Source organism: Paenirhodobacter sp. CAU 1674, from assembly GCF_029222945.1.
Classification (GTDB): domain Bacteria; phylum Pseudomonadota; class Alphaproteobacteria; order Rhodobacterales; family Rhodobacteraceae; genus Rhodobacter.
This window is the reverse complement of record NZ_JARHUH010000014.1, coordinates 1-20,207: the sequence shown is the minus strand read 5'-3', so window position 1 is coordinate 20,207 and position 20,207 is coordinate 1. Positions and strand designations below refer to the sequence as shown.

The following is a 20,207-nucleotide window of genomic DNA, read 5'->3' as shown; positions in this document are numbered from 1 at the left end:
TGATGCAGGAGCGCGCGTCATGCTGACCCTCCAATGCCCCTATTGCGGGGCGCGTGTTGAGGAAACCGAACTGGCCCCGGGAGGCGAGGCGCATCTGAAGCGTTTCGGTCCCGGGTCTTCGGATGCCGATTTCGAATCCTACATGTTTGCGCGCAAAAATCCCAAGGGCGTGCATTTCGAACGCTGGCGCCATGCCTATGGCTGCGGCAAGTGGTTTCTGGCGGCGCGCTGCACGGCCACGCTTGAAGTGTTCGGCACCTATCCTGCCCAGACCACGGAACCGCCCGCCGATCTGATTGCCAAGATCAAGGAAAAACGCCCCACTTGGGAGGGCTATAAATGAGCACCCGTCTGGCCAAAGGCGGCCGTCTGATCGACCGCGCCAAACCCCTGAATTTCACCTTCAACGGCAAGCCCTTGCGCGGCTATGCGGGCGATACGCTGGCTTCGGCGCTTCTGGGCGCGGGCCAGGTGATGCTGGGGCGCAGCTTCAAATATCACCGCCCCCGCGGGCTGGTGGCCTCGGGCGTCGAGGAACCGAACGCGCTCGTCGGTCTGGGCCGCAATGCGCGGTTTGAACCCGATCAACGCACCACCACCACCGAACTGTTCGAGGGCGCCGAGACGCGCAGCCAGAACCACTGGCCCAGCCTCGACTTCGACGTGGGCGAGATCAACGACAAGCTGTATAAATTCTTCCCCGCCGGGTTCTATTACAAGACCTTCATGTTCCCGCGCTTCGCCTGGAAACATCTGTTCGAGCCGATCGTGCGGCAATCCGCAGGTCTGGGCGGCGTCCCGCGCGAGGCCGATGTCGACCGCTATGAACAGGCCTATGCCTATACCGACGCTCTGGTCGCGGGGGGCGGGGTGGCCGGTCTGGCCGCAGCGCTGCGCGAGGCCCGCACGGGCAAGCGGGTGATGGTGCTGGAACAGACCCCGCATTGGGGCGGGCGCGCGCCCGTCGACGGGGGCCAAATCGACGGTCAGGCGGCTGCCGACTGGATCAGAAATGCCGTGCAAATCCTTGAAGGCATGGACAATGTCACCCTGATGACGCGCACGATGCTGGCCGGTCTGCATGACCACGGCTATGCCATCGGCTATCAGTCGGTGGGCGATGCGACCCCGGGCGATGGCCGCCCGCGGCACCGTCTGTGGCGCATTCGCGCCGGGCTGACGATCACCGCGACGGGCGCCATCGAACGCCCGCTGGCGTTTGCCGGCAACGATGTGCCCGGCGTCATGTTGGCGGGTGCTGTGCGCGACTACATCGTGAACTGGGGTGTCAGCCCCGGCGACCGCACCGTGATCGTGACCAATAACGACGATGCCTATCGCACCGCGCTGGCGGTGCTGGATGCCGGGCTGACGGTGGCCGCCGTGGTCGACGCGCGCGAACATGCCTCGGGTCGGCTGGCGCAGAAGGTGCGCGAACGCGGCGTGCGCGTTCTGGAAGGCCGCGGCATCGCCAAGGTGCATGGTCGCAAGGCGGTGACCGGCGTTGCGATCTGCGCGCAGGCGGGCGAGGGCGGCGTGATCGAACAGATCGCTTGCGATTGCGTGGCGATGTCGGGCGGCTGGTCGCCTGTGGTCCATCTGTGGAGCCATTGCGGCGGCAAGCTGACCTGGGACAACACGCATGCGATGTTCCGCCCCGATCCCGACCGCCCGCCGCTGGGCGATGCCGGGCAGCCGCTGGCCCGGGCGGTCGGCGCGGCCAATGGCCTGCTGACCCTGCCCGAGATCATGGCCGAGGCCGATCTGCCCGCCGTGACCGAGCCCGAGGCCCCGCTGGCCCCGGTCTGGGTGATGCCGGCAGGCGCGAAAGAGGCGCTGAAGTTCAAATCCTTCCTCGATTATCAGAACGACGTGAAGGTGTCGGACGTGCAGCTGGCCGCCCGCGAAGGCTATGAATCGGTCGAACACACCAAGCGCTATACCACGCTGGGGATGGCGACCGATCAGGGGAAACTCAGTAACATCAACGGCCTGGCGGTGTTGTCCGATGCCCTGGGGCAGCCGATCCCGGCCACCGGCACCACCACCTTCCGCCCGCCCTATACCCCGATCAGCTTTGGCGCGATCGCGGCCGAGGCGCGCGGCGAGATCTTCCAGCCGCTGCGTCGCACGCCGATGCACGCCTGGCACGAATCCCATGGCGTCGCGTGGGAGCCGGTGGGCCTGTGGCGGCGCCCCTATACCTACCCGCGCACTGGCGAAAGCCACCGCACGGCGGTGAACCGTGAAATCACGAACACCCGCAGCAATGTCGGGCTGCTCGATGCTTCGACGCTGGGCAAGATCCTGGTCAAGGGGCCCGATGCGGGCCGGTTCCTCGACCTGATGTATACCAACATGATGTCGACCCTGCCGGTGGGCAAATGCCGCTATGGGCTGATGTGCAATGACAACGGCTTCCTGATGGATGACGGCGTCGTGGTGCGCCTGTCCGAGGATAGCTGGCTGTGCCACACCACCAGCGGCGGCGCCGACCGCATCCACGGCCACATGGAAGACTGGCTGCAGTGCGAATGGTGGGATTTCAAGGTCTATACCGCCAACCTGACCGAGCAATTCGCGCAAGTGGCCGTGGTCGGCCCGAAGGCGCGGCTGCTGCTGGAAAAACTGGGTGGCATGGATGTCTCGGCCGAGGCGCTGCCCTTTATGACCTTCGCCGAGGGCACGCTTGGCGGGTTCGACGCGCGGGTGTTCCGCATCTCGTTCTCGGGGGAGCTCAGCTATGAAATCGCCGTGCCCGCGGCGCAGGGTCTGGCCTTCTGGCAGGCGCTGCATGACGCGGGCGCCGAGTTCGGCGCGATGCCCTACGGCACCGAGGCGCTGCATGTGATGCGGGCCGAGAAGGGCTTCATTATGATCGGCGACGAAAGCGATGGCACCGTGATCCCGCAGGATCTGGGGCTGTCCTGGGCGATCAGCAAGAAGAAGGCCGATTACATCGGCAAGCGCGCCCAGGAACGCAGCCATATGACCGACCCGGATCGCTGGCAGCTGGTGGGGCTGGAAACGCTGGATGGCTCGGTTCTGCCCGATGGCGTCTATGCGGTGGCGGATGGCTATAACGCCAACGGTCAGCGCCATACCCAAGGGCGCGTCACCTCGACCTATTTCTCGCCCACGCTGGGGCGCGGCATCGCGATGGGTCTGGTCAAACACGGGCCCGCGCGGATGGGCGAGGTGCTGGATTTCCCCGCCGACAAGGGCGCGGTGATCAAGGCGCGGATCGTCGATCCGGTGTTCTACGACAAGGAAGGGAAGAAGCAGAATGTCTGATGCGGTCAGCGCCCTGAACGGGCAAACCCATGACGGCTTCGCCCGGGTGGCCGAGGCCGGGCTGCGCGGCATGGTCACGATCCGCGCCGATCTGGGCAGTGCGGCCCTTGCCGGGGCGCTTGCGGCGCTTGGGCTTTCGGTGCCCGCGCAGCGCGGCATCGTCAGCGCGGGCGGCAAGGCGGTAGGCTGGATGAGCCCGGACGAACTCTTGCTGCTGTGCGATTATGCGCAGGCGCCGCAGATCGCCGCCGATCTGACATCTGCGCTGGCGGACGAACATGCGCTGGTCACCGTGGTGTCGGACGCCCGCGCGCTGTTCACCGTGCAGGGTGCGAAGGCCGATCAGGTGCTGATGAAGCTGTGCCCCGTCGATTTCGCCACCCTGCCCGAAGGCGAGTTGCGCCGCACCCGCGCCGCGCAGGTTGCCGCCGCGCTCTGGCGTTCGGGGCCCGACGAGATCAGCGTCGTCTGCTTCCGCTCGGTCGCAGGCTATATGATGGGGCTGCTCGAGGTCGCCTCGCGCAAGGGTGGCGAGATTTTCTGAACGCGGGCAGGCCTTGGGCCGGGCAGGGGGCGGCGCCCCTTGCGCCGGTTCCCGGCTGATCCGCACAGGGTCTTGCGCGGATGCGCCCTTGACCTCTGATCCCCGCGCGCTTCTATAGAGGCAGCAACAGGACCCCTTCGAAAAGGATGCATATTATGGCTTTCGAACTTCCCGATCTTCCCTATGCCCATGACGCGCTGGCCGATCTTGGCATGTCGAAGGAAACCCTCGAATACCACCACGACCTGCACCACAAGGCCTATGTCGACAACGGCAACAAGCTGATCGCGGGCACCGAATGGGAAGGCAAGTCGCTGGAAGAGGTCGTCAAGGGCACCTATCAGGCGGGCGCCGTCGCGCAGAACGGCATTTTCAACAACGCGTCGCAGCACTGGAACCATGCCCAGTTCTGGGAAATGATGGGCCCGGGCGGCAAGGTGATGCCGGGCGAGCTGGAAAAGGCGCTGGTTGAGTCGTTCGGCTCGGTCGCCAAGTTCAAGGAAGAGTTTGCCGCTGCCGGTGCGGCCCAGTTCGGTTCGGGCTGGTGCTGGCTGGTGAAGGATGCCGACGGTGCGCTGAAGGTCACCAAGACCGAGAATGGCGTGAACCCGCTGTGCTTTGGCCAGACCGCGCTTCTGGGCTGCGACGTGTGGGAGCACAGCTATTACATCGACTTCCGCAACAAGCGCCCGGCCTATCTGACCAACTTCCTGGACAAGCTGGTGAACTGGGAAAACGTCGCCTCGCGCATGTAATCGCGGCCGCGATCGTCACAGCAAGCCCGCCGGAGCGATCCGGCGGGCTTTTTGCTGGGCGCGTTTGCGCCGGGGTGCGGCGCATTGACCAAAGGGCTGGTAACCGGGTGTACTCGGGACTACCTTTCTTTCAGGCATGAGAAAGGAGGACGCCATGCTGTTTTCCAAAGGTGTGAGGTTTCTGATTGCCGACGAGGCGCGTGCGTTTCTGGTCGAGAACGTGGGCAACCCGAGCGCGCCGGAACTGAAGGTTCTGGGCAGCCGCACGGCTGAGCCTGCGGTCGATTTTGCCGCTCCTCCGGGCCGTGAGGGGGATCGAGGGACGGGCCATGGCACCGCCTTCGTGCAGGGCGATCCCGAGCGCGTCGCGCAGGTCCGCTTTGCCCGTGTCTTGGTCGGCTTCCTGGGGGCGCATGCCGGCGATGCCAAGCTGGTTCTGGTTGCCCCGCCGCAGATGCTGGCCGCGTTGCGCGCCGAAATGCCTGCGGCGCTGGCCGAACGGATCGTGGCCGAGATCGACAAGACCCTGACCGGCCATCCCCTGCCGGATCTGGCGCGGGTTCTCGTCGCGGCGCTTGATCCGGTCTGAGGCCGGTTTTCAGGGCGCCGGGGGCTTTCCTTTCCCCGCCGGATCGGGCAGCGTGGCGCGATCTGGCGGGGGCGTAGGCATGTCCTTGCCGCAGGCAGGGACATCAGACAATGCGCGACACGGTCAAGGGCTTTTGGGCGATCGTCGCCGCATGCACGGTCTGGGGCCTGTCGGGGATGTATTACAAGATGCTGGCGGCGGTTCCGCCGCTGGAGGTGCTGGCGCATCGCACCTTGTGGTCGCTGGTGTTTTTCGGGGCGGTGCTGATCGTGCAGCGCCGGGTCGGTGCCTTGGCCGCAGCGCTGCGCGGGCGCAATCTTGGCATCCTGGCGATTTCCGCGCTGGTGATTTCGATCAACTGGTTCGGCTTCATCTGGTCCGTGCAGAACGGCCGCGCAGTCGAGGCGAGCCTTGGCTATTACATCTTTCCTCTGGTGGCGGTGGTTCTGGGGCTGGTCGTCTTCGGCGAGCGGCTGGATCGGTTGCAGGGCGCGGCCGTCGCGCTGGCGGCGCTGGCGGTCGGTGGGCTGACCTGGGGGCTGGGCGCGGCGCCCTGGATGGCATTGCTTCTGGCGGGCACATTCGGGGCCTATGGCCTGATCAAGAAGCGGCTCGATCTGGGGCCGGTGGTTTCGGTCACGGCAGAGGTGGCGCTGCTGGCGCCCTTCGCACTGGGCCTTTTGCTGGCGCTGCATTACGGCGTCTTCGGCCTTGCGCCGGGGTCGGGGCATTTCGGTGCCGATTGGCGCGAAAGCGCGCTGCTGGCGTTTTCGGGGGTGCTGACCGGCGGGCCGCTGATGCTGTTTTCCTATGCCGCGCGGCGGGTGCGGATGGCGACGCTGGGGCTGGTGCAATACCTCAATCCGACCCTGCAATTCGCGGTGGCCGTGCTGGTCTTCGGTGAGCCGCTGACGCAGTGGCACGCGATGGCCTTTCCGCTGATCTGGGGCGCGCTGGCGCTGTATTCCCTGGCCAGCCTGCGCCGCTGATCAGCCCAGGGCAGTGGCGAGTTCGCGTTCCAGCGTGGCGACATCGGGCGCCCAGATCAGCATGTCCTGCAGGCTGGGATCGGCAAAGCCCTCGGCCACGATCTGATCCAGCATCGCGCGCAGCGGTTCCCAATATCCGTCGGTGTTGAGGATCAGGATCGGTTTGCGATGCAGGCCGATCTGGCGCCAGGTCAAGACCTCGAACAACTCGTCGAGCGAGCCGGCGCCGCCGGGCAGCACGACGATCGCGTTCGAGTTCATGAACATCACCTTCTTGCGCTCGTGCATGTTCTCGGTGACGACGAAGGTGGTCAGGTCGCGCTTGCCGACTTCGCGCGGGAACAGGTGTTCGGGGATCACGCCGAAGGTGGCGCCGCCCGCGGTCTGTGCCGCCCGGGCGACCTCGCCCATCAGCCCGACATCGCCTGCGCCATAAACCAGCCGCCAGCCGCGTGCGGCCAGCATCGTGCCGGTGTCGCGCGCTGCCTGCACATAGGCGAGGCGGGCCCCCGCGCGCGAACCGCAGTAAACGCAGACAGAGGGAAGGGGTCTGGTCATCGGAAAATCCTTTCGTCGCCATGCGTCGTCGCACGGGCGCCACAATCGGCGCGAAGCGATCAGCGAATTGTTGTTCGGTGATACCGGCTTGGCTAAGCTTGCTCAAGCCGCGCGGCGCAAGATCGCGCGAGAGAAAGGGACGGATATGGAACACGGCAAGGCAGAGGCCCCGGAACAGGCGGCACCGGCGCAGGCCGGGGCGGCGTCGGGGGCGGGTGGCGCGGTGTTGGGCGCGCTGGCGGCGTTGGGGGTGCTGGCAGTCGGCGCGGGCTATTGGGTGCTGAGCAGCAGCACACCGTCCACGCAGGCCCCGGCCCCGGTGGCACAGATGCCTGCCCCGGTGGCGGAACCCGTGGCCGAAGCCGCGGCGCCTTCGGCGACACAGGCACCGCCTGTCGCCGCCCGCTTCGATCAGTTCCGCGCCTCGCCCGAAGGGGCGATCACGCTTGCGGGGCATGCTGAACCGGGCGCCACGGTCGAGGTTCTGCTCGACGGGCAGGTGGTGGACACGGTGCAGGCGCTGGCGGGGGGCAGTTTCGCCTCGGTCGTGCTGGCCGGGCCTGCCGCGACGGCCCGCAGCCTGAGTGTGCGGATCACCGGCGCCGATGGGGTGGCCCGTGACGGCGGCGAGGTGCTGACCGTTGCGCCAAGCCCGCAGGCCGTGGCCGAGGCCGCGGCTGCCGCTGGCGCCGCCCCCGAGGTGGTGGCCGAACAGGTCGCTGCGGTCGAAACCGCCGCCGCCGCGCCGGTGGTGGCCGATGCCGCGGGCGCGCGGGTGCTGGCGGAGGCCAGCGCCGTGCTTGTGATCGACACGCTGTCCTATGATGCGGCAGCGAATGTCGCGCTCAGCGGACGCGGGGCCCCCGAGGCGGCGCATCTGCGGGCCTATCTGAACGAAGCGTTTGTGGCCGAAGGCACCGGCACGGCGGATGGCAGCTGGCGCATGGTTCTGGCCGATGTGGCCCCGGGGCGATACAGTTTGCGCGTCGACGCGCTGGATGCCGCAGGCAAGGTGCTGGCCCGGGCCGAGACGCCCTTTGAACGTGTCGCCCCCGCGCTTCTGGCGCAGGCGGCACCGGCGGTGCCGGCCGCCGAAGGGGAGGTTGCGGTTAGTGCTGCGCCCGCCCCGGTCGCCGCGCCCCCTGCGGCCCCCCCCGCCGTGCGGCTGCTGACCGTGCAGCCGGGCAATACGCTTTGGGCGATCGCACGCGAAACCTATGGCGACGGGTTCCTGTATGTGCGGGTGTTCAGCGCCAATCAGGACCAGATCCGCGACCCCGATCTGATCTATCCGGGACAGGTCTTCACCCTGCCCGAATAGGGCTGGACATCGTGCCTGCAGGGCTTAGGTAATGCGCTCCGGGTGGCTGGCGATGGCCGTGCCGCCCCGCGATATTTCAACAGTTGGAAAGGGCGCGATATGCCGCCGTCACAAATCACGCAAGCGGGCAAGCTGGACCGGGCCGAGCGCTCGCGCGGGGCCCGGACGATCCGGCAGGTGGCGCCCTATCTGTGGCCCGAAGGCCAGCCCTGGGTGAAAAAGCGCGTGGTGCTGGCGATGCTGGCGCTGGTGGTGGCCAAGCTGATCTCGGTCGGCACGCCGTTCCTGTATAAGGCGGCGGTGGATGCGCTGGCGGGCGAGGCGCGGGCCGAAGGCTGGCTGCTGGGTCTGGGCGCGGTGGCGCTGACCATCGCCTACGGGGTGGCGCGGCTGTCCTCGGTGGGGTTTGGCGAGCTGCGTGATGCGATCTTCGTGCGGGTGGCGCAGCGCGCGCTGCGGCAACTTGCGCTGGAGACCTTCGAACACATCCACCGCCTGTCGATGCGCTATCACATCACCCGCAAGACCGGCGGGCTGAGCCGGATCATCGAACGCGGCGTGAAGGGCGTCGAATTCCTGCTGCGCTTCATGCTGTTCTCGGTCGGGCCGCTGATCCTGGAACTGACGATGGTGTCGATCCTGTTCGCGGTGCTGTTCGACTGGCGCTATGCGGCGGTCGTGGTGGTGACGATCTGGGCCTATGTGACCTTCACCTTCAAGGTCACCGAATGGCGCGTGGCGATCCGGCGGCGGATGAACGAGGCGGACACCCAGGCCAACCAGAAGGCCATCGACAGCCTGCTGAACTTTGAAACCGTGAAATATTTCGGCGCCGAAAAACGCGAGGCCGCACGCTATGACGCCTCGATGGAAGGCTATGAGGCGATGGCCGTGAAAACCGGGCAATCGCTGGCGGTGCTGAACTTCGGCCAGAGCCTGATCATCACCACGGGGCTGGTGATCGTGATGGTGATGGCGGCGATGGGGGTGCAGGCGGGCACGCTGACGGTGGGCGATTTCGTCATGGTGCAGGCCTATATGATCCAGATCACGATGCCGCTGGGCTTTCTGGGCACGGTCTACCGCGAGATCCGGCAAGCCCTGGTCGATATGGGCGAAATGTTCGATTTGTTGCATCAACCGGCCGAAATTCAGGACAAACCCGATGCAAATGTTCTGAAAGTGCAAGGCGGCGAGGTCACCTTCGACAATGTGCAATTCGCCTATGACCCGGCGCGTCCGATCCTCAAGGGGATTTCGCTGACGGTCCCGGCGGGGCAGACGGTGGCGCTGGTCGGGCCGTCGGGGTCCGGAAAATCCACCATCGGGCGGCTGATGTTCCGCTTCTACGAGGTCACGGGCGGCGCGATCCGTATCGACGGGCAGGACCTGCGCGATGTGACGCAAGACAGCCTGCACGCCGCCATCGGGGTGGTGCCGCAGGACACCGTGCTGTTCAACGACACCATCCGCTACAATATCGCCTACGGTCGCCCCGATGCCACCGAGGCCGAGATCATCGCCGCCGCCCGCGCCGCCAAGATCCATGACTTCGTGACGCATCTGCCCGAAGGCTACGACACGGCGGTGGGCGAGCGCGGGCTGAAACTTTCGGGCGGGGAAAAGCAGCGCGTGGGCATCGCCCGCACCTTGTTGAAGAACCCGCCGATCCTGCTCTTGGACGAGGCGACCTCGGCGCTCGATACCCAGACCGAACGTGACATCCAGGACAGCCTGAAGGCGATGGGGCAGGGGCGCACGGTCATCACCATCGCGCACCGGCTCAGCACCATTGCCGATGCCGACCGGATCGTCGTGCTGGAAAAAGGCGAGATCGTCGAAGAGGGCACGCATGAGACGCTGCTGGCCCGCGGCGGGCGCTATGCCGCGATGTGGGCGCGCCAGTCGGCCGAGGAAGACGAAGACGCCGCCTGAAATGCGGGCGCTGCGTGGGGACGATCCCGCGCGGCGCCCTTACCCCGGCATGCCGGTTCTGGCCAGATAGATCCGAACAGCCTCCTGCACATGGCGGAAGCGGTCGCCGCCCAGATGCTTGCCGCCATACCAGCGCGTCACCACGATCAGATGGCGCTCCAGCGCGGCGCTCTCCAGCATCCGCAGGATGATCGCCCCGGCCCCCGCTTCTCCGTCATCGCTTTTAACCGGCCCGTCGGGCCCCAGAAGCCCCCAGCTGTTATGCGTGGCCTTCGCGAATTTCTTGATCCGCTTCAGCTCCTTGAGCAGGGCCTTGGCCTGCGCCTCGTCGGCACAGGGCGCGCCCGAAACCGCATAGCGCGAGCCACGGTCGCTGATGATATCCTCAAAGATCTGCATGGGGGCACGGGTAAGGCTTTGCCCGCCGATCTGCAAGCGGCCCATCCTCAGGGGGGCGCTGCCTCCCGCTACGCTCCCCCCGGGATATTTGGGCCAAGATGAAACCGCGGCGTTTTCACTTTGGCAGAAATATCCCGGGGGTGAATGGCCGCAGGCCAGAGGGGGCAGCGCCCCCTGCGCGCTCAGCCAGCCTTGAAATGCTTGCCGAGTTTCAGCCCCTGTCCCTGATAGTTCGAGGCGATCCCAGCCCCGTAAAGCCGCTCGGGGCGGCCCGCCATGCGTTCATAGACGAGGCGGCCCACCACCTGTCCATGTTCGAGCACGAAGGGCGCCTCGTGGCAGCGCACCTCGAGCACCCCGCGCGAGCCCGTGCCGCCCGCCGCGCCGTGGCCGAAGCCTGGGTCGAAGAAGCCCGCGTAATGCACGCGGAACTCGCCCACCATGGCAAGATAGGGGGCCATTTCGGCGGCGAAATCGGGCGGGATCGTCACCGCCTCGCGCGACACCAGAATGTAGAACGCGCCGGGGTCGAGGATGATCTGGCCATCGCGGCTGTGGATTTCCTCCCAGAATTCCGAGGCCGGGTAATGCGCGATCCGGTCGAGGTCGATCACCCCGGTATGCGGTTTCGCGCGATAGCCCACCAGATCGCCCGTCTCGGGGCGCAGATCGACCGAGAAGCCCAGACCGTGGTCGATCACTGCCTCGCCCGAGACCAGCGGTTCGGCGGAATGCAGCGCTTTCAGTTCGGCGTCGCTGAGCACGGCCTGCCCGGCACGGAAACGGATCTGGTTCAGGCGCATCCCCGGGCGCACCAGCACCGAAAACGAGCGCGGGCAGATCTCGGCGTACAGCGGGCCGCTGTAGCCTTCGGGAATGCGGTCGAATTCGGTGCCGCCATCGGTGATGACCCGGGTCAGCAGATCAAGCCGGCCGGTCGAGGATTTCGCATTGGCGATCGCCGTCAGGCCCGGCGGCAGCGCCAGACCTTCCATCAGCGGCACTAGGTAGACGCAGCCCTTTTCCAGCACTGCACCGGCGGACAGATCCATCCGGTGCATTTCGAAATCGGACAGTTTCGCATCGACCCGCGTGCCCTTGCCCGCCAGGAACGAGGCGCGGATGCGGTAGGCCACGGTGCCCAGCCGCAGATCGAGGCTCGCGGGCTGGATCTGCTCGGCGGTGACGGGCGTCTGGGCGGTAATTTCACCGCGCGCGATCATCGCCTTGAGCGCGGTATCAGGCAGCACACCCAGCGTCATCCGGTCAACCTCCCAAGGGCAAGTGGCAGATACACGAACGCCCACCGCATGGGAATGCGATGGGCGTTTGTCGTAATGGTCGGGCCGGAGAGATTCGAACTCTCGACCTTCCGCCCCCCAGACGGACGCGCTAACCAGGCTGCGCCACGGCCCGACGAGGCGCATATAGAGGCATTGCGCGGGCGGGTGCAAGCGGCAAAACGCAACTTTTTTCGCCCGGCGCGCCCTGCCGTCTGGCGCATGGTTTCACGGCCCGCGCAACGGGGCATGACGGCCATCAGCCCAGCGTCGCGCGCGGCGGCTGTTGCAGCCGGTCGCGCAGCGCCTCTAGCCGGTCGTAAGCGGCCAGAAGGCGGGTGCGTTCACCGACCGACAGCGTTGCCGGGTTGAGCGCACGCAGGCGCGTGCAAAGCGGCGGGTGCGTCGGTGCAGGGGCCTCGTCGGACTGCGGGGCGGGGCGTCCGACCATCAGGCTGACGATCTGCGCCACGGCGGGATCAGGTTCGGGCGGCGGTGCGACATCCAGCGCCATCGGGGCTTCTTCCGAAAGGGGCGCTGGCGGCTCCGCTGCGGCCTCCAGATCCTGTGCTTCGCCGGGTTCGATCAGCGGTTCGGCGTCTTGCGGCTCGTCAAACAGCGAGGTTTGGTGCCAGCCGCTTTCCCGGTGGGGGGGGCGTTTGGCGCCAGTGCGCAGGGATTGCTGCGGGGCCGGGCGGTCCTCGGGGTCGGCGGGAAACAGCGAAACCACAGCGGACGGTGCCGGAGGGGCCGCCGCAGGCCAGGAAGCCTCGGGCGGGGCAGGCGGTTCTGGCGTGGCTGCGGGGGCGGTGGGCGCTTCCGGTTCGGGTTCCGGGGCCTCGGCAGCAGGGGCGTCGGTGCCCTCGGCCTCGGGCCAGTCGGCCGTGTCGGGTTCTGGCTCGGGTTCGGGGGCAGGGGGCACCGGAACAGCCAGCAGTTCGGCGACGGCCCGGCTGGTGTCGCGCGAAGCAGAGGCTTCGGCTTCGGCCACCGCTTCCAGATCCAGACCGGACAGCGCCATCACATGGCGCACACCTTCATCTTTCAGGATCTTCTGCACGCCGCGGATGGCCAGCCCCTGTTCGTGCAAAAGCCGCTTGATCCCGCCCAGAAGTGCCACGTCGTCGGGCCGGTAATAGCGTCGCCCGCCCGCGCGCTTGACGGGTTTGACCTGCGGAAACCGGCTTTCCCAGAAGCGCAGCACATGGGTGGGCGTTTCCAGAATGTCCGCGACCTCGGAGATGGTGCGGAATGCATCGGCAGATTTCGACATCGCGCCGTCCTCGTCAGCTTGGGCCCGCGAAACGGGCCTCTCGGATCAGGGTGTGGGGCGGTGCGGCCTGGCCCGAAGGCTCAGCCCGCGTTTCCGGCGGCCACGCGGTCTTTCATCAGATGCGAGGGGCGGAATGACAACACGCGGCGCGGCGAAATCGGCACTTCTTCGCCGGTTTTCGGGTTGCGCCCCATGCGCGAGGATTTCTCGCGCACCGAGAAGGTGCCGAAGGACGAGATCTTTACCGTTTCGCCGGCCGCCAGCGCATCGGAGATGTGCTGCAGCACGCTTTCGACCAGTTGCGCGGATTCGTTGCGCGACAGGCCAACCTCGCGAAACACCGCTTCGCTCAGATCCATGCGCGTCAAAGTCTTTTCAGCCATCATATCCCCCCGGACAGGTTTCGGCCACGATGGCGGCAATGACATTCCGAGTCAATATCAATGGCTTGCGCGGTGCACTTGAGACAGGCTTCGGGGGCCGGTTGCGCGCAATTTCGATGCACTGGCGGGGTGGGCGGTCGGTCTTGAGTATTTTTGCCAAGAAGAAGGGCAGCCCGCGGCTGCGCGGCAGATCCCCGCGCAGGGTGCTTACCAGCGCAGGACCACCGCGCCCCAGGCCAAACCGCCGCCGATTGCCTCTGTCACGATCAGATCGCCGGTCTTGATCTGGCCGCGGTCGCGCCCGACCGACAGGGCCAGCGGGATCGACGCCGCCGAGGTGTTGCCATGGTCCTGCACGGTGACCACGACGCGATCCATCGGCACCTGCATCCGCTCGGCCGTGGCGGCGATGATCCGCAGGTTGGCCTGATGCGGCACGATCCAGTCGACATCCCCGCCCGACAGGCCGACCTTGGCCAGCGCGGTATGCGCGGTTTCGGCCAGTTTCTGCACGGCATGTTTGAACACCGCATTGCCCTGCATCCGCAGATGGCCCGCGGTGCCGGTGCTGGAGACGCCGCCATCCACATACAGAAGGTCGCGATAACGGCCATCGGAATGCAGGTCGGTCGCCAGGATGCCGCGGTCGGCAGTATGGCCCGGGCCGGTTGCGGCTTCGAGCACCAGAGCGCCCGCGCCATCGCCGAACAGCACACAGGTGCCGCGGTCGTCCCAGTCCATGATCCGGCTGAAGGTTTCGGCGCCGATCACCAGCACGCGTTCGGCCTGGCCGGAAATGATCAGGCCGTTGGCATTGGTCAGCGCGAAGATGAAGCCCGCGCAGACCGCCTGCACGTCATAGGCATAGCCGCGGGTCGAACCGATTCCCGCCTGCACCATCGTCGCGACGGAGGGGAAGGTGAAATCCGGGGTCGAGGTGGCCACGACGATCGCGTCGATGTCATTGGCGGTCAGTTCGGCGTCCAGCAGCGCGGCCTGCGCGGCCTTGATCGCCAGTTGCGAGGTGGTTTCCCCCTCGGCCGCGAAATGGCGCCGTTCGATCCCGGTGCGGGCCCGGATCCATTCGTCGCTCGTCTCCAGCCGCGATTCGAATTCGGCGTTTTCGACAATGCGTTCAGGCAGGTAATGCCCCACACCGCGAACCACGGCTCTGATTTTCATTTTAGGGTCTCGCTGGTTTCAACGGCTTGCGGCGCATCCTGCCCCGAGACTGACGCAGAGGCAACCCGTGCGGCGAGTTTTGCCGCGAATCCCGATTGTGCCAGGCGCACCGCCAGGTCGATCGCGGCGGCCACGCCGGTGCCGTCGGCGCCGCCGTGCGATTTGACCACGGTGCCGTTAAGGCCCAGGAACACCCCGCCATTGGCGCGGCGCGGGTCGATCTTGGCTTTCAGGCGGTTGAGCGGTCCCATCGCCAGCAGTGCGCCAAGGCGCGCCAGCAGGGTGGCGGTGAAGGCCTCGCGCATCAGGGCGCCCGCGAATTTCGCGGTGCCCTCGCCGGTTTTCAGCGCGATATTGCCGGTGAACCCGTCGGTCACGATCACGTCGACCCGGTCCGAGGGCAGATCGTTGCCTTCGACGAAGCCGATGAATTCGAATTGCCCGGCGTCTTGCGCGCGGCCCATCATTTCGTAGGCGGCTTTCAGCTCGGGCGTGCCCTTGTGTTCTTCGGTGCCGACATTCAGCAGGCCAACGCGCGGCCGCACGATTCCCAGGGCATTGCGCGCGTAAGAGGTGCCCATCAGCGCATAGGTCAGCAGATCGGGCGCGTCGGCCTTCACATCGGCCCCCATGTCGAGCATCACATTGACGCCGGCGGGGTTGCGCGAGGGCCAGAACGAGGCGATCGCGGGGCGGTTCACCCCGGGCATCTTGCGCAGGCGCAGCATCGACACCGCCATCAGCGCGCCGGTGTTGCCGCAGGATACGGCGACCTCGGCCTCATGCGCGCGCACGGAATCGATGGCCGACCACATCGAGGTGTTCTTGCCGTTGCGCATCACCTGCGCGGGCTTGTCCTGCATAGTCACGACATCGGTGGCGTGGCGCAGGGTGCAGCAACCGCCAAGCTTGCGCGCGGCGATCAGGGGGGCGAGTTCAGATTCGGGGCCATGCACGACAAACCGCACCTGCGGTGCCTTGCGGGCGGCCAGTGCGATTCCATCCAGCACCGCGGCAGGGCCGCGATCGCCGCCCATCGCGTCGATGGATATGACAATGGCGCCGGAAGCGTCCGGCGCCGTAGCCATATCTTGGCCCTGCGTGCGCGCAGTCATGTCGATCTGGTCCTGAGCCTGCCCCGAGAGCGTTGGGTTGTCCTGCGAATTAGGCATGACTGCGGGCATCGGGGCGACGGGCTTACGCCGCGTCGTCGTCCAGGTCGGCCTCGGCGGCTTGAGCCACCACTTCGCGGTCATCGTAGTGACCGCAAGCACCGCAAACGTGGTGCGGGCGCTTCAGCTCGCCACAGTTCGGGCATTCTGCCGGGTTCGCGGCAACAAGGGCGTCATGCGCACGGCGCATGTTGCGACGGGAACGCGTGACTCGGTTCTGCGGGACAGCCATGTCTCGACCTCGGGTGTTCGGGGGCGTTACAGCCCTGATTTTCCTGGAGTTTCGTCACTGGCGCCAAAGGGCTGACCGGGTGCGAACCCAAACTTTGAATGAGGCCGGGAACATACTGCGATTCTTGCGCGGCGCAAGCCCTATTCTGCGCTTTTTTGCGACCCGTCTTATGGGGCGCGCGCAGGGGCGGGGCAGGTCAGTCCTTGTCCGTATCCTCGGCCCCGTCCTTATCCGCTTGTGCCCCGCCAAGCAACGCCTTTAGTCCGGCAAAGGGGCGGGTATCTTCGTCGCGCAGCGGCGTGACCCCGGCTTCGGCTGCCAGCGTCTCGTCAAGCACGGCACCCGCTGCACGCGGAAACATCGGCAGTGCCAGTTCCAGCGCCTCCAGCGCCACCGCGGCCAGGTCGATCACCGAACCCAGAGCCTCGGCGCTGTCATCCTCGGGCATTTCGGCCTCTTCGCCGCTCGGTTCGGGCATGTCTGCCAGATAGCGCCGCAGCACGGGTTCGCGCAGATCGGTGGTCACCGGCTCCAGCGTGATGGCGCAGGGCTGCACCACGCGGGCGGTGAAATCGGCCTCCAGCAGCCAGTCGCTGCGGCCTTGCGGTGTCAGGGTGCCCTTCAGCCGCAGCCGGCGCAGTGCCGAAATCCCGGCCCATTCGGCAATCGCCGCGCAGGTGGCGGTGTCGGGGGTGATGTCGAAGCGGTTCGGCTTGCGGCTGGCCAGTTCGGCCACGCGCAGCGGCTGGCTCCAGGGCAGGGGGGCGGTCGGGTCGAAGGCGTGCTCGCTCATGGCGGTCCTTTCGCGGCAGAGGGTCCCGGAAGCCCGCCGGGCGCGGCAACGCGCTTGAGGGCCGGGCCGGGTTGTTGTAAGCGGGATAAAAGGCCGGAGCCTGCGAAGCAAGTGCTTGGGCGATCGACGAGGCCAGGAGATGGTCAAGAGGGGGTATCAGGTGGCAAGCGGATCGGTAAAGCGCGTGGCGCTGGCGATGGCACTTGGCGCGGCGCTGCTGGCGGCCGGCTGTTCGGCGGTCTATCGCAATCACGGCTATGTTCCCGTTGACGAAGACCTGGCGCTGATCGAAGTCGGCAAGAGCACCCGCGAAGACGTGGCCGCGGCCGTTGGGCGGCCGTCGTCCTCGGGCCTGCTGGAAGGCGCGGGATGGTATTACGTCGGCTCCAGCTGGAAATACTACGGTGCGCTGCCGCCGCAGGAAATCGACCGTCAGGTCGTGGCGATCACCTTCACCGACAAGGGTGTGGTCGAGAATGTCGAACGCTTCGGGCTGGAGAACGGGCAGGTCGTGGCGCTGTCGCGGCGGATCACCAGCACCAGTATCCGTGGTGTGAGCGTGGTCGGCCAGCTGCTGGGGTCGCTGGGCCGGGTGTCCGCCGGGCAGGTTCTCGATCGCTGACGGGCACAGCCCCGGCCCGCGGCGTCCCGCCGCGCACCCGGGGCGTGTTCCTGTGCGCAGCGTGGTTGTCGCGTTTGTTTCGCTTTCGCGGTTTAGGGCTTTGGGGTAGGATTCGATGGATCAGCCCAACGGGGTCACCGCAATGCTCTCGCTCAGCAAAGGCCGCTATGGCGCGCGGCTGGCCGCGACGCCGCAGGATTTGCACGCCGCGCAGGCGTTGCGCTGGCGCAGTTTCATCGGCCAGCGGCAGGGGGCGACAGCCACGGGGCCTGCCGACCCGGCGTCTGCATCCGATGCCGCGCTGGATGCCGATGATTTCGATGCGATCTGCCGTCACATTCTGGTGGAAGAGCTGGCGACCGGGCGGCTGGTGTGCTGCTTTCGGATGCTACCGCTGAAGGACGGGTCGGAAATCGGGCGCAGCTATGCGGCGCAATATTACGAACTCTCGGCCTTGCGGGCATTTCAGGGGCGGATGGTCGAGATGGGGCGCTTCTGCATCGACCCGGACTGCCGCGACCCCGATATCCTGCGCGTGGCCTGGGCCGCGATGACCCGTTTCGTCGATGACGAGGGGGTCGAGATGCTGTTTGGCTGTTCCTCCTTCATGGGTACCGACTGGGAAGGCTATGCCGATGCCTTCGCGGTTCTGGCCGAGCGTCATCTGGCGCCCAAGCGCTGGCTGCCGCGGGTCAAGGCGCCGCAGGTGGTGCGCTATGCCCGCGCGCTGATCGGGCGCAAGGGTGACCCGAAGCGTGCCATGCTGCATATGCCGCCGCTTCTGCGGACCTATCTGCTGATGGGCGGCTGGGTCAGCGATCATGCGGTGATCGACCGCGACCTGAATACGCTGCATGTCTTTACCGGCCTTGAAATCAAGGCGATTCCCCCGGCCCGGGCGCGCGCGTTGCGGCTGGTGGCGGGCTGACGCCCGCGAGGGCCCCGGGGGCGCGGAGCAGCACAGCTTCGTGTCAGACGATGCACAAATTCCATCCAAAGGGAATGAGGGCTGGCGATCTGCGCCGCGAATGTGTCGTATTTGCCAGAAATGCGATTTTTTGATGACGGCTCTGCTTCTTAAGCGCGGGAAAGCTTATAAGATCGCGTGAAGGTTGTGGTGAGCTGGGTATATGAAAAATCTGCGAACCGTAGAGCCAAAACGCGATGCAAGAAGATAAAAAGAAACGCACGATGCCCGACCTGGAAAAGCTGCGGCGCAAGAATTTTTTCGTACTCGAAGCTTTGGCTTATGCAGCCATCGTTATGGTCTTTGTGCTGCTTGGCCTGACGTTGCAGCGTGTCGTGCTTCTGGAGCATCAGGAAGATCAGACGACCGATCTGATACGGACCCAGGCCGAAATCGCCGAACGTGTGCAAGAGGCGATCAACAGCAAGCAGCTGTTCGCGCGCGGCCTTGCCGGGGCCATCTCGCTCCGGCCCGACATATCCGAGTCGGACTTCGCGAAGTTCTGTAGCAAGATCAAGACCGAAGACCCCGCGGTCGTGAATATGGCCTTTGTGCAGGATATGATTGTTACGCGCGTCTATCCAGAGGAAGACAACGCCAAGCTTCTGGGACGCAGCCTGAAAGGCATGCCACAGCAGGCGGCCATGCTGGCCGAGATCGAGCGCACCGGCAAGGCCGCGCTCGAGGGGCCGGTGCCGCTGTTGCAGGGCCAGCAAGGCTTTATCCTGCGCGAACCGGTTTTCCTGAATTCCGATGACGGTCTGGACGACAAATATCATGGTGTGGCCTCGGTGGTCTTCCTGGCCGATCGGTTCATCGACGAAATCCGGCTGAGCGATTTCGCAGGGCGTTACGCCGTTGCCTTGCAGGCCCGGAGCATCCTGGGCGATGTCGCCATGGTCTACGGTGATGCACAGGTGTTCGATCTGGCGTCGGAAACGCAAGAGCTGGCCTTCCCCTCGGCGACTTGGACGCTTGCCGTCGTGCCGATCGCGGCGCCGATCAAGCCGCTGGAGATGTTCGGCGTGATCTGGGGCTGGATTGCGGTGGCGATGCTCTCGGCGCTGACGGTGGCCTCGTATCTGCACCGGCTGCGCCGTGAGAATTCTTATAACATTGCCCGGCTGAGCGCTGCGATCAGTGCGCTGCCCGCGGGTTTCGTGCTGTTCGACCGGAACGACCGGCTGGAACTGTGCAATGAAAGTTACAAGAAGATTTATGGCCGCGCTGCGGATGCAATCGTCAAGGGGGCCACGCTGGAAACCATCCTGCGCGCGACCCTGAAACACGGATATTTCCCGGATTCGATTGGGCGGGAAGAAGAGTGGATGCAACTGCATCTGTCGCGTGGCGACGTGAAGGGCGAGCAGTTCACCGTAGAGCTGGAAAACGGACGCTGGTTGCAGATCGTGGAGCGTGAAACGCCCGATGGGGGCCGCGTCGCGGTGCTCAACGATATCACAGAGCCGTTGATGAGCCGCAAACGCGCCAAGATCGCCGAACAGTTGCTGCGCGACGCGATCGACGCGCTGCCGGTCGGATTCTGGCTGTTCGACAAGGATGACCGGCTGGTCATGTTCAACACGGTGGCGGGCGTGAAACTGCCCAAGCAGATGCGCGAACTCACCTTGGGGCGCGAACTGAGCGAACTGACACAACGCCGGATGGAAATTTCCGACGAGATCCGCCTCGATGGCGTGCAGATCAGCGACAGTGCACAGGCCGTCGAAGCCCTGCGCACTGAAACCTCGGATCTGGAAGTCCGCTATGACGGCAATCTGTGGTTCAAGTATTACCCTGCATTCCCCAGGTGGCGTGTCGTTTGAGGTGAAGATCGCCTGTATCCGATCGCTAGACAAGGATTTTCTGCCGCAAGCGGCACCTGCGGTCGCGCAGACTGCTGGATCTGGACGGATCAG

At 66.0% G+C, this 20,207-nt stretch carries 20 protein-coding genes and 1 tRNA gene; 11 read left to right on the top strand and 10 right to left on the bottom strand.

What is annotated here, in order from left to right:
- Positions 1 to 19 precede the first annotated feature (19 nt).
- From P2G62_RS16310 to rarD, 6 genes are all read left to right on the top strand, one after another.
- Positions 20 to 343, top strand: coding sequence for a sarcosine oxidase subunit delta (locus tag P2G62_RS16310; protein ID WP_275735946.1), 324 nt, complete (start codon positions 20 to 22; stop codon positions 341 to 343).
- A complete protein-coding gene (locus P2G62_RS16305) occupies positions 340 to 3,294 on the top strand; it encodes a sarcosine oxidase subunit alpha family protein (protein WP_275735945.1) in 2,955 nt (984 codons plus the stop codon). Before P2G62_RS16310 ends, P2G62_RS16305 begins: the two co-directional genes overlap by 4 nt.
- Entirely contained in the window at positions 3,287 to 3,838 is a 552-nt protein-coding gene (locus P2G62_RS16300; RefSeq protein ID WP_275735944.1) for a sarcosine oxidase subunit gamma family protein, read from the top strand. Before P2G62_RS16305 ends, P2G62_RS16300 begins: the two co-directional genes overlap by 8 nt.
- 155 nt (positions 3,839 to 3,993) lie before the next feature.
- Positions 3,994 to 4,593: a superoxide dismutase gene (locus tag P2G62_RS16295; RefSeq protein ID WP_275735943.1), complete on the top strand. Its 600-nt coding sequence runs from the start codon at positions 3,994 to 3,996 to the stop codon at positions 4,591 to 4,593.
- A 154-nt stretch (positions 4,594 to 4,747) separates the two neighbouring features.
- A complete protein-coding gene (locus tag P2G62_RS16290; protein WP_275735942.1) occupies positions 4,748 to 5,182 on the top strand; it encodes a host attachment protein in 435 nt (144 codons plus the stop codon).
- A 110-nt stretch (positions 5,183 to 5,292) separates the two neighbouring features.
- Complete coding sequence (gene rarD / locus P2G62_RS16285; protein WP_275735941.1) at positions 5,293 to 6,171, top strand: EamA family transporter RarD; 879 nt, start codon at positions 5,293 to 5,295, stop codon at positions 6,169 to 6,171.
- Here the strand turns inward: rarD and P2G62_RS16280 are convergent, their stop codons facing one another.
- On the bottom strand, positions 6,172 to 6,729 hold the full coding sequence (locus P2G62_RS16280; protein WP_275735940.1) for a TIGR00730 family Rossman fold protein: 558 nt from the start codon (positions 6,727 to 6,729) through the stop codon (positions 6,172 to 6,174). It abuts the gene before it with no gap.
- Positions 6,730 to 6,817: 88 nt separating this feature from the next.
- Here P2G62_RS16280 and P2G62_RS16275 point away from each other — a divergent pair, with 88 nt between their 5' ends.
- Both P2G62_RS16275 and P2G62_RS16270 read left to right on the top strand, forming a co-directional pair.
- Entirely contained in the window at positions 6,818 to 8,050 is a 1,233-nt protein-coding gene (locus P2G62_RS16275; protein WP_275735939.1) for a LysM peptidoglycan-binding domain-containing protein, read from the top strand.
- A gap of 99 nt (positions 8,051 to 8,149) precedes the next feature.
- A complete protein-coding gene (locus P2G62_RS16270) occupies positions 8,150 to 9,985 on the top strand; it encodes an ABC transporter ATP-binding protein/permease (protein ID WP_275735938.1) in 1,836 nt (611 codons plus the stop codon).
- 39 nt (positions 9,986 to 10,024) lie between these two features.
- Here the strand turns inward: P2G62_RS16270 and P2G62_RS16265 are convergent, their stop codons facing one another.
- The 9 genes from P2G62_RS16265 to P2G62_RS16225 form a co-directional block, all read right to left on the bottom strand.
- Positions 10,025 to 10,384 (bottom strand): YigZ family protein, encoded by a 360-nt coding sequence (locus P2G62_RS16265; RefSeq protein ID WP_275735937.1) that lies wholly within the window; start codon positions 10,382 to 10,384, stop codon positions 10,025 to 10,027.
- A gap of 182 nt (positions 10,385 to 10,566) precedes the next feature.
- Positions 10,567 to 11,646, bottom strand: coding sequence for a 2'-deoxycytidine 5'-triphosphate deaminase (locus P2G62_RS16260; protein WP_275735936.1), 1,080 nt, complete (start codon positions 11,644 to 11,646; stop codon positions 10,567 to 10,569).
- A 76-nt stretch (positions 11,647 to 11,722) separates the two neighbouring features.
- Positions 11,723 to 11,800, bottom strand: a tRNA-Pro gene (locus tag P2G62_RS16255).
- A 123-nt stretch (positions 11,801 to 11,923) separates the two neighbouring features.
- On the bottom strand, positions 11,924 to 12,937 hold the full coding sequence (locus P2G62_RS16250) for a MerR family transcriptional regulator (RefSeq protein WP_275735935.1): 1,014 nt from the start codon (positions 12,935 to 12,937) through the stop codon (positions 11,924 to 11,926).
- An 80-nt stretch (positions 12,938 to 13,017) separates the two neighbouring features.
- Positions 13,018 to 13,320, bottom strand: a complete 303-nt coding sequence (gene ihfA, locus P2G62_RS16245; RefSeq protein WP_275735934.1) for an integration host factor subunit alpha — start codon at positions 13,318 to 13,320, stop codon at positions 13,018 to 13,020.
- A gap of 207 nt (positions 13,321 to 13,527) precedes the next feature.
- Positions 13,528 to 14,502, bottom strand: coding sequence for a beta-ketoacyl-ACP synthase III (locus P2G62_RS16240; protein WP_275735933.1), 975 nt, complete (start codon positions 14,500 to 14,502; stop codon positions 13,528 to 13,530).
- Entirely contained in the window at positions 14,499 to 15,590 is a 1,092-nt protein-coding gene (plsX, locus tag P2G62_RS16235; protein WP_275735973.1) for a phosphate acyltransferase PlsX, read from the bottom strand. Before plsX ends, P2G62_RS16240 begins: the two co-directional genes overlap by 4 nt.
- 109 nt (positions 15,591 to 15,699) lie before the next feature.
- Complete coding sequence (gene rpmF, locus P2G62_RS16230) at positions 15,700 to 15,906, bottom strand: 50S ribosomal protein L32 (protein WP_275735932.1); 207 nt, start codon at positions 15,904 to 15,906, stop codon at positions 15,700 to 15,702.
- 196 nt (positions 15,907 to 16,102) lie between these two features.
- Complete coding sequence (locus P2G62_RS16225) at positions 16,103 to 16,699, bottom strand: DUF177 domain-containing protein (RefSeq protein WP_275735931.1); 597 nt, start codon at positions 16,697 to 16,699, stop codon at positions 16,103 to 16,105.
- Positions 16,700 to 16,838: 139 nt separating this feature from the next.
- On the opposite strand from P2G62_RS16225, the gene bamE reads away from it, so the two are divergent.
- The 3 genes from bamE (at position 16,839) to P2G62_RS16210 (ending at position 20,114) form a co-directional block, all read left to right on the top strand.
- Positions 16,839 to 17,321, top strand: coding sequence for an outer membrane protein assembly factor BamE (bamE, locus tag P2G62_RS16220; protein WP_275735930.1), 483 nt, complete (start codon positions 16,839 to 16,841; stop codon positions 17,319 to 17,321).
- A gap of 142 nt (positions 17,322 to 17,463) precedes the next feature.
- A complete protein-coding gene (locus tag P2G62_RS16215; RefSeq protein ID WP_275735972.1) occupies positions 17,464 to 18,249 on the top strand; it encodes a GNAT family N-acetyltransferase in 786 nt (261 codons plus the stop codon).
- Positions 18,250 to 18,512: 263 nt separating this feature from the next.
- Positions 18,513 to 20,114, top strand: coding sequence for a PAS-domain containing protein (locus P2G62_RS16210; protein WP_275735929.1), 1,602 nt, complete (start codon positions 18,513 to 18,515; stop codon positions 20,112 to 20,114).
- Positions 20,115 to 20,207 lie beyond the last annotated feature (93 nt).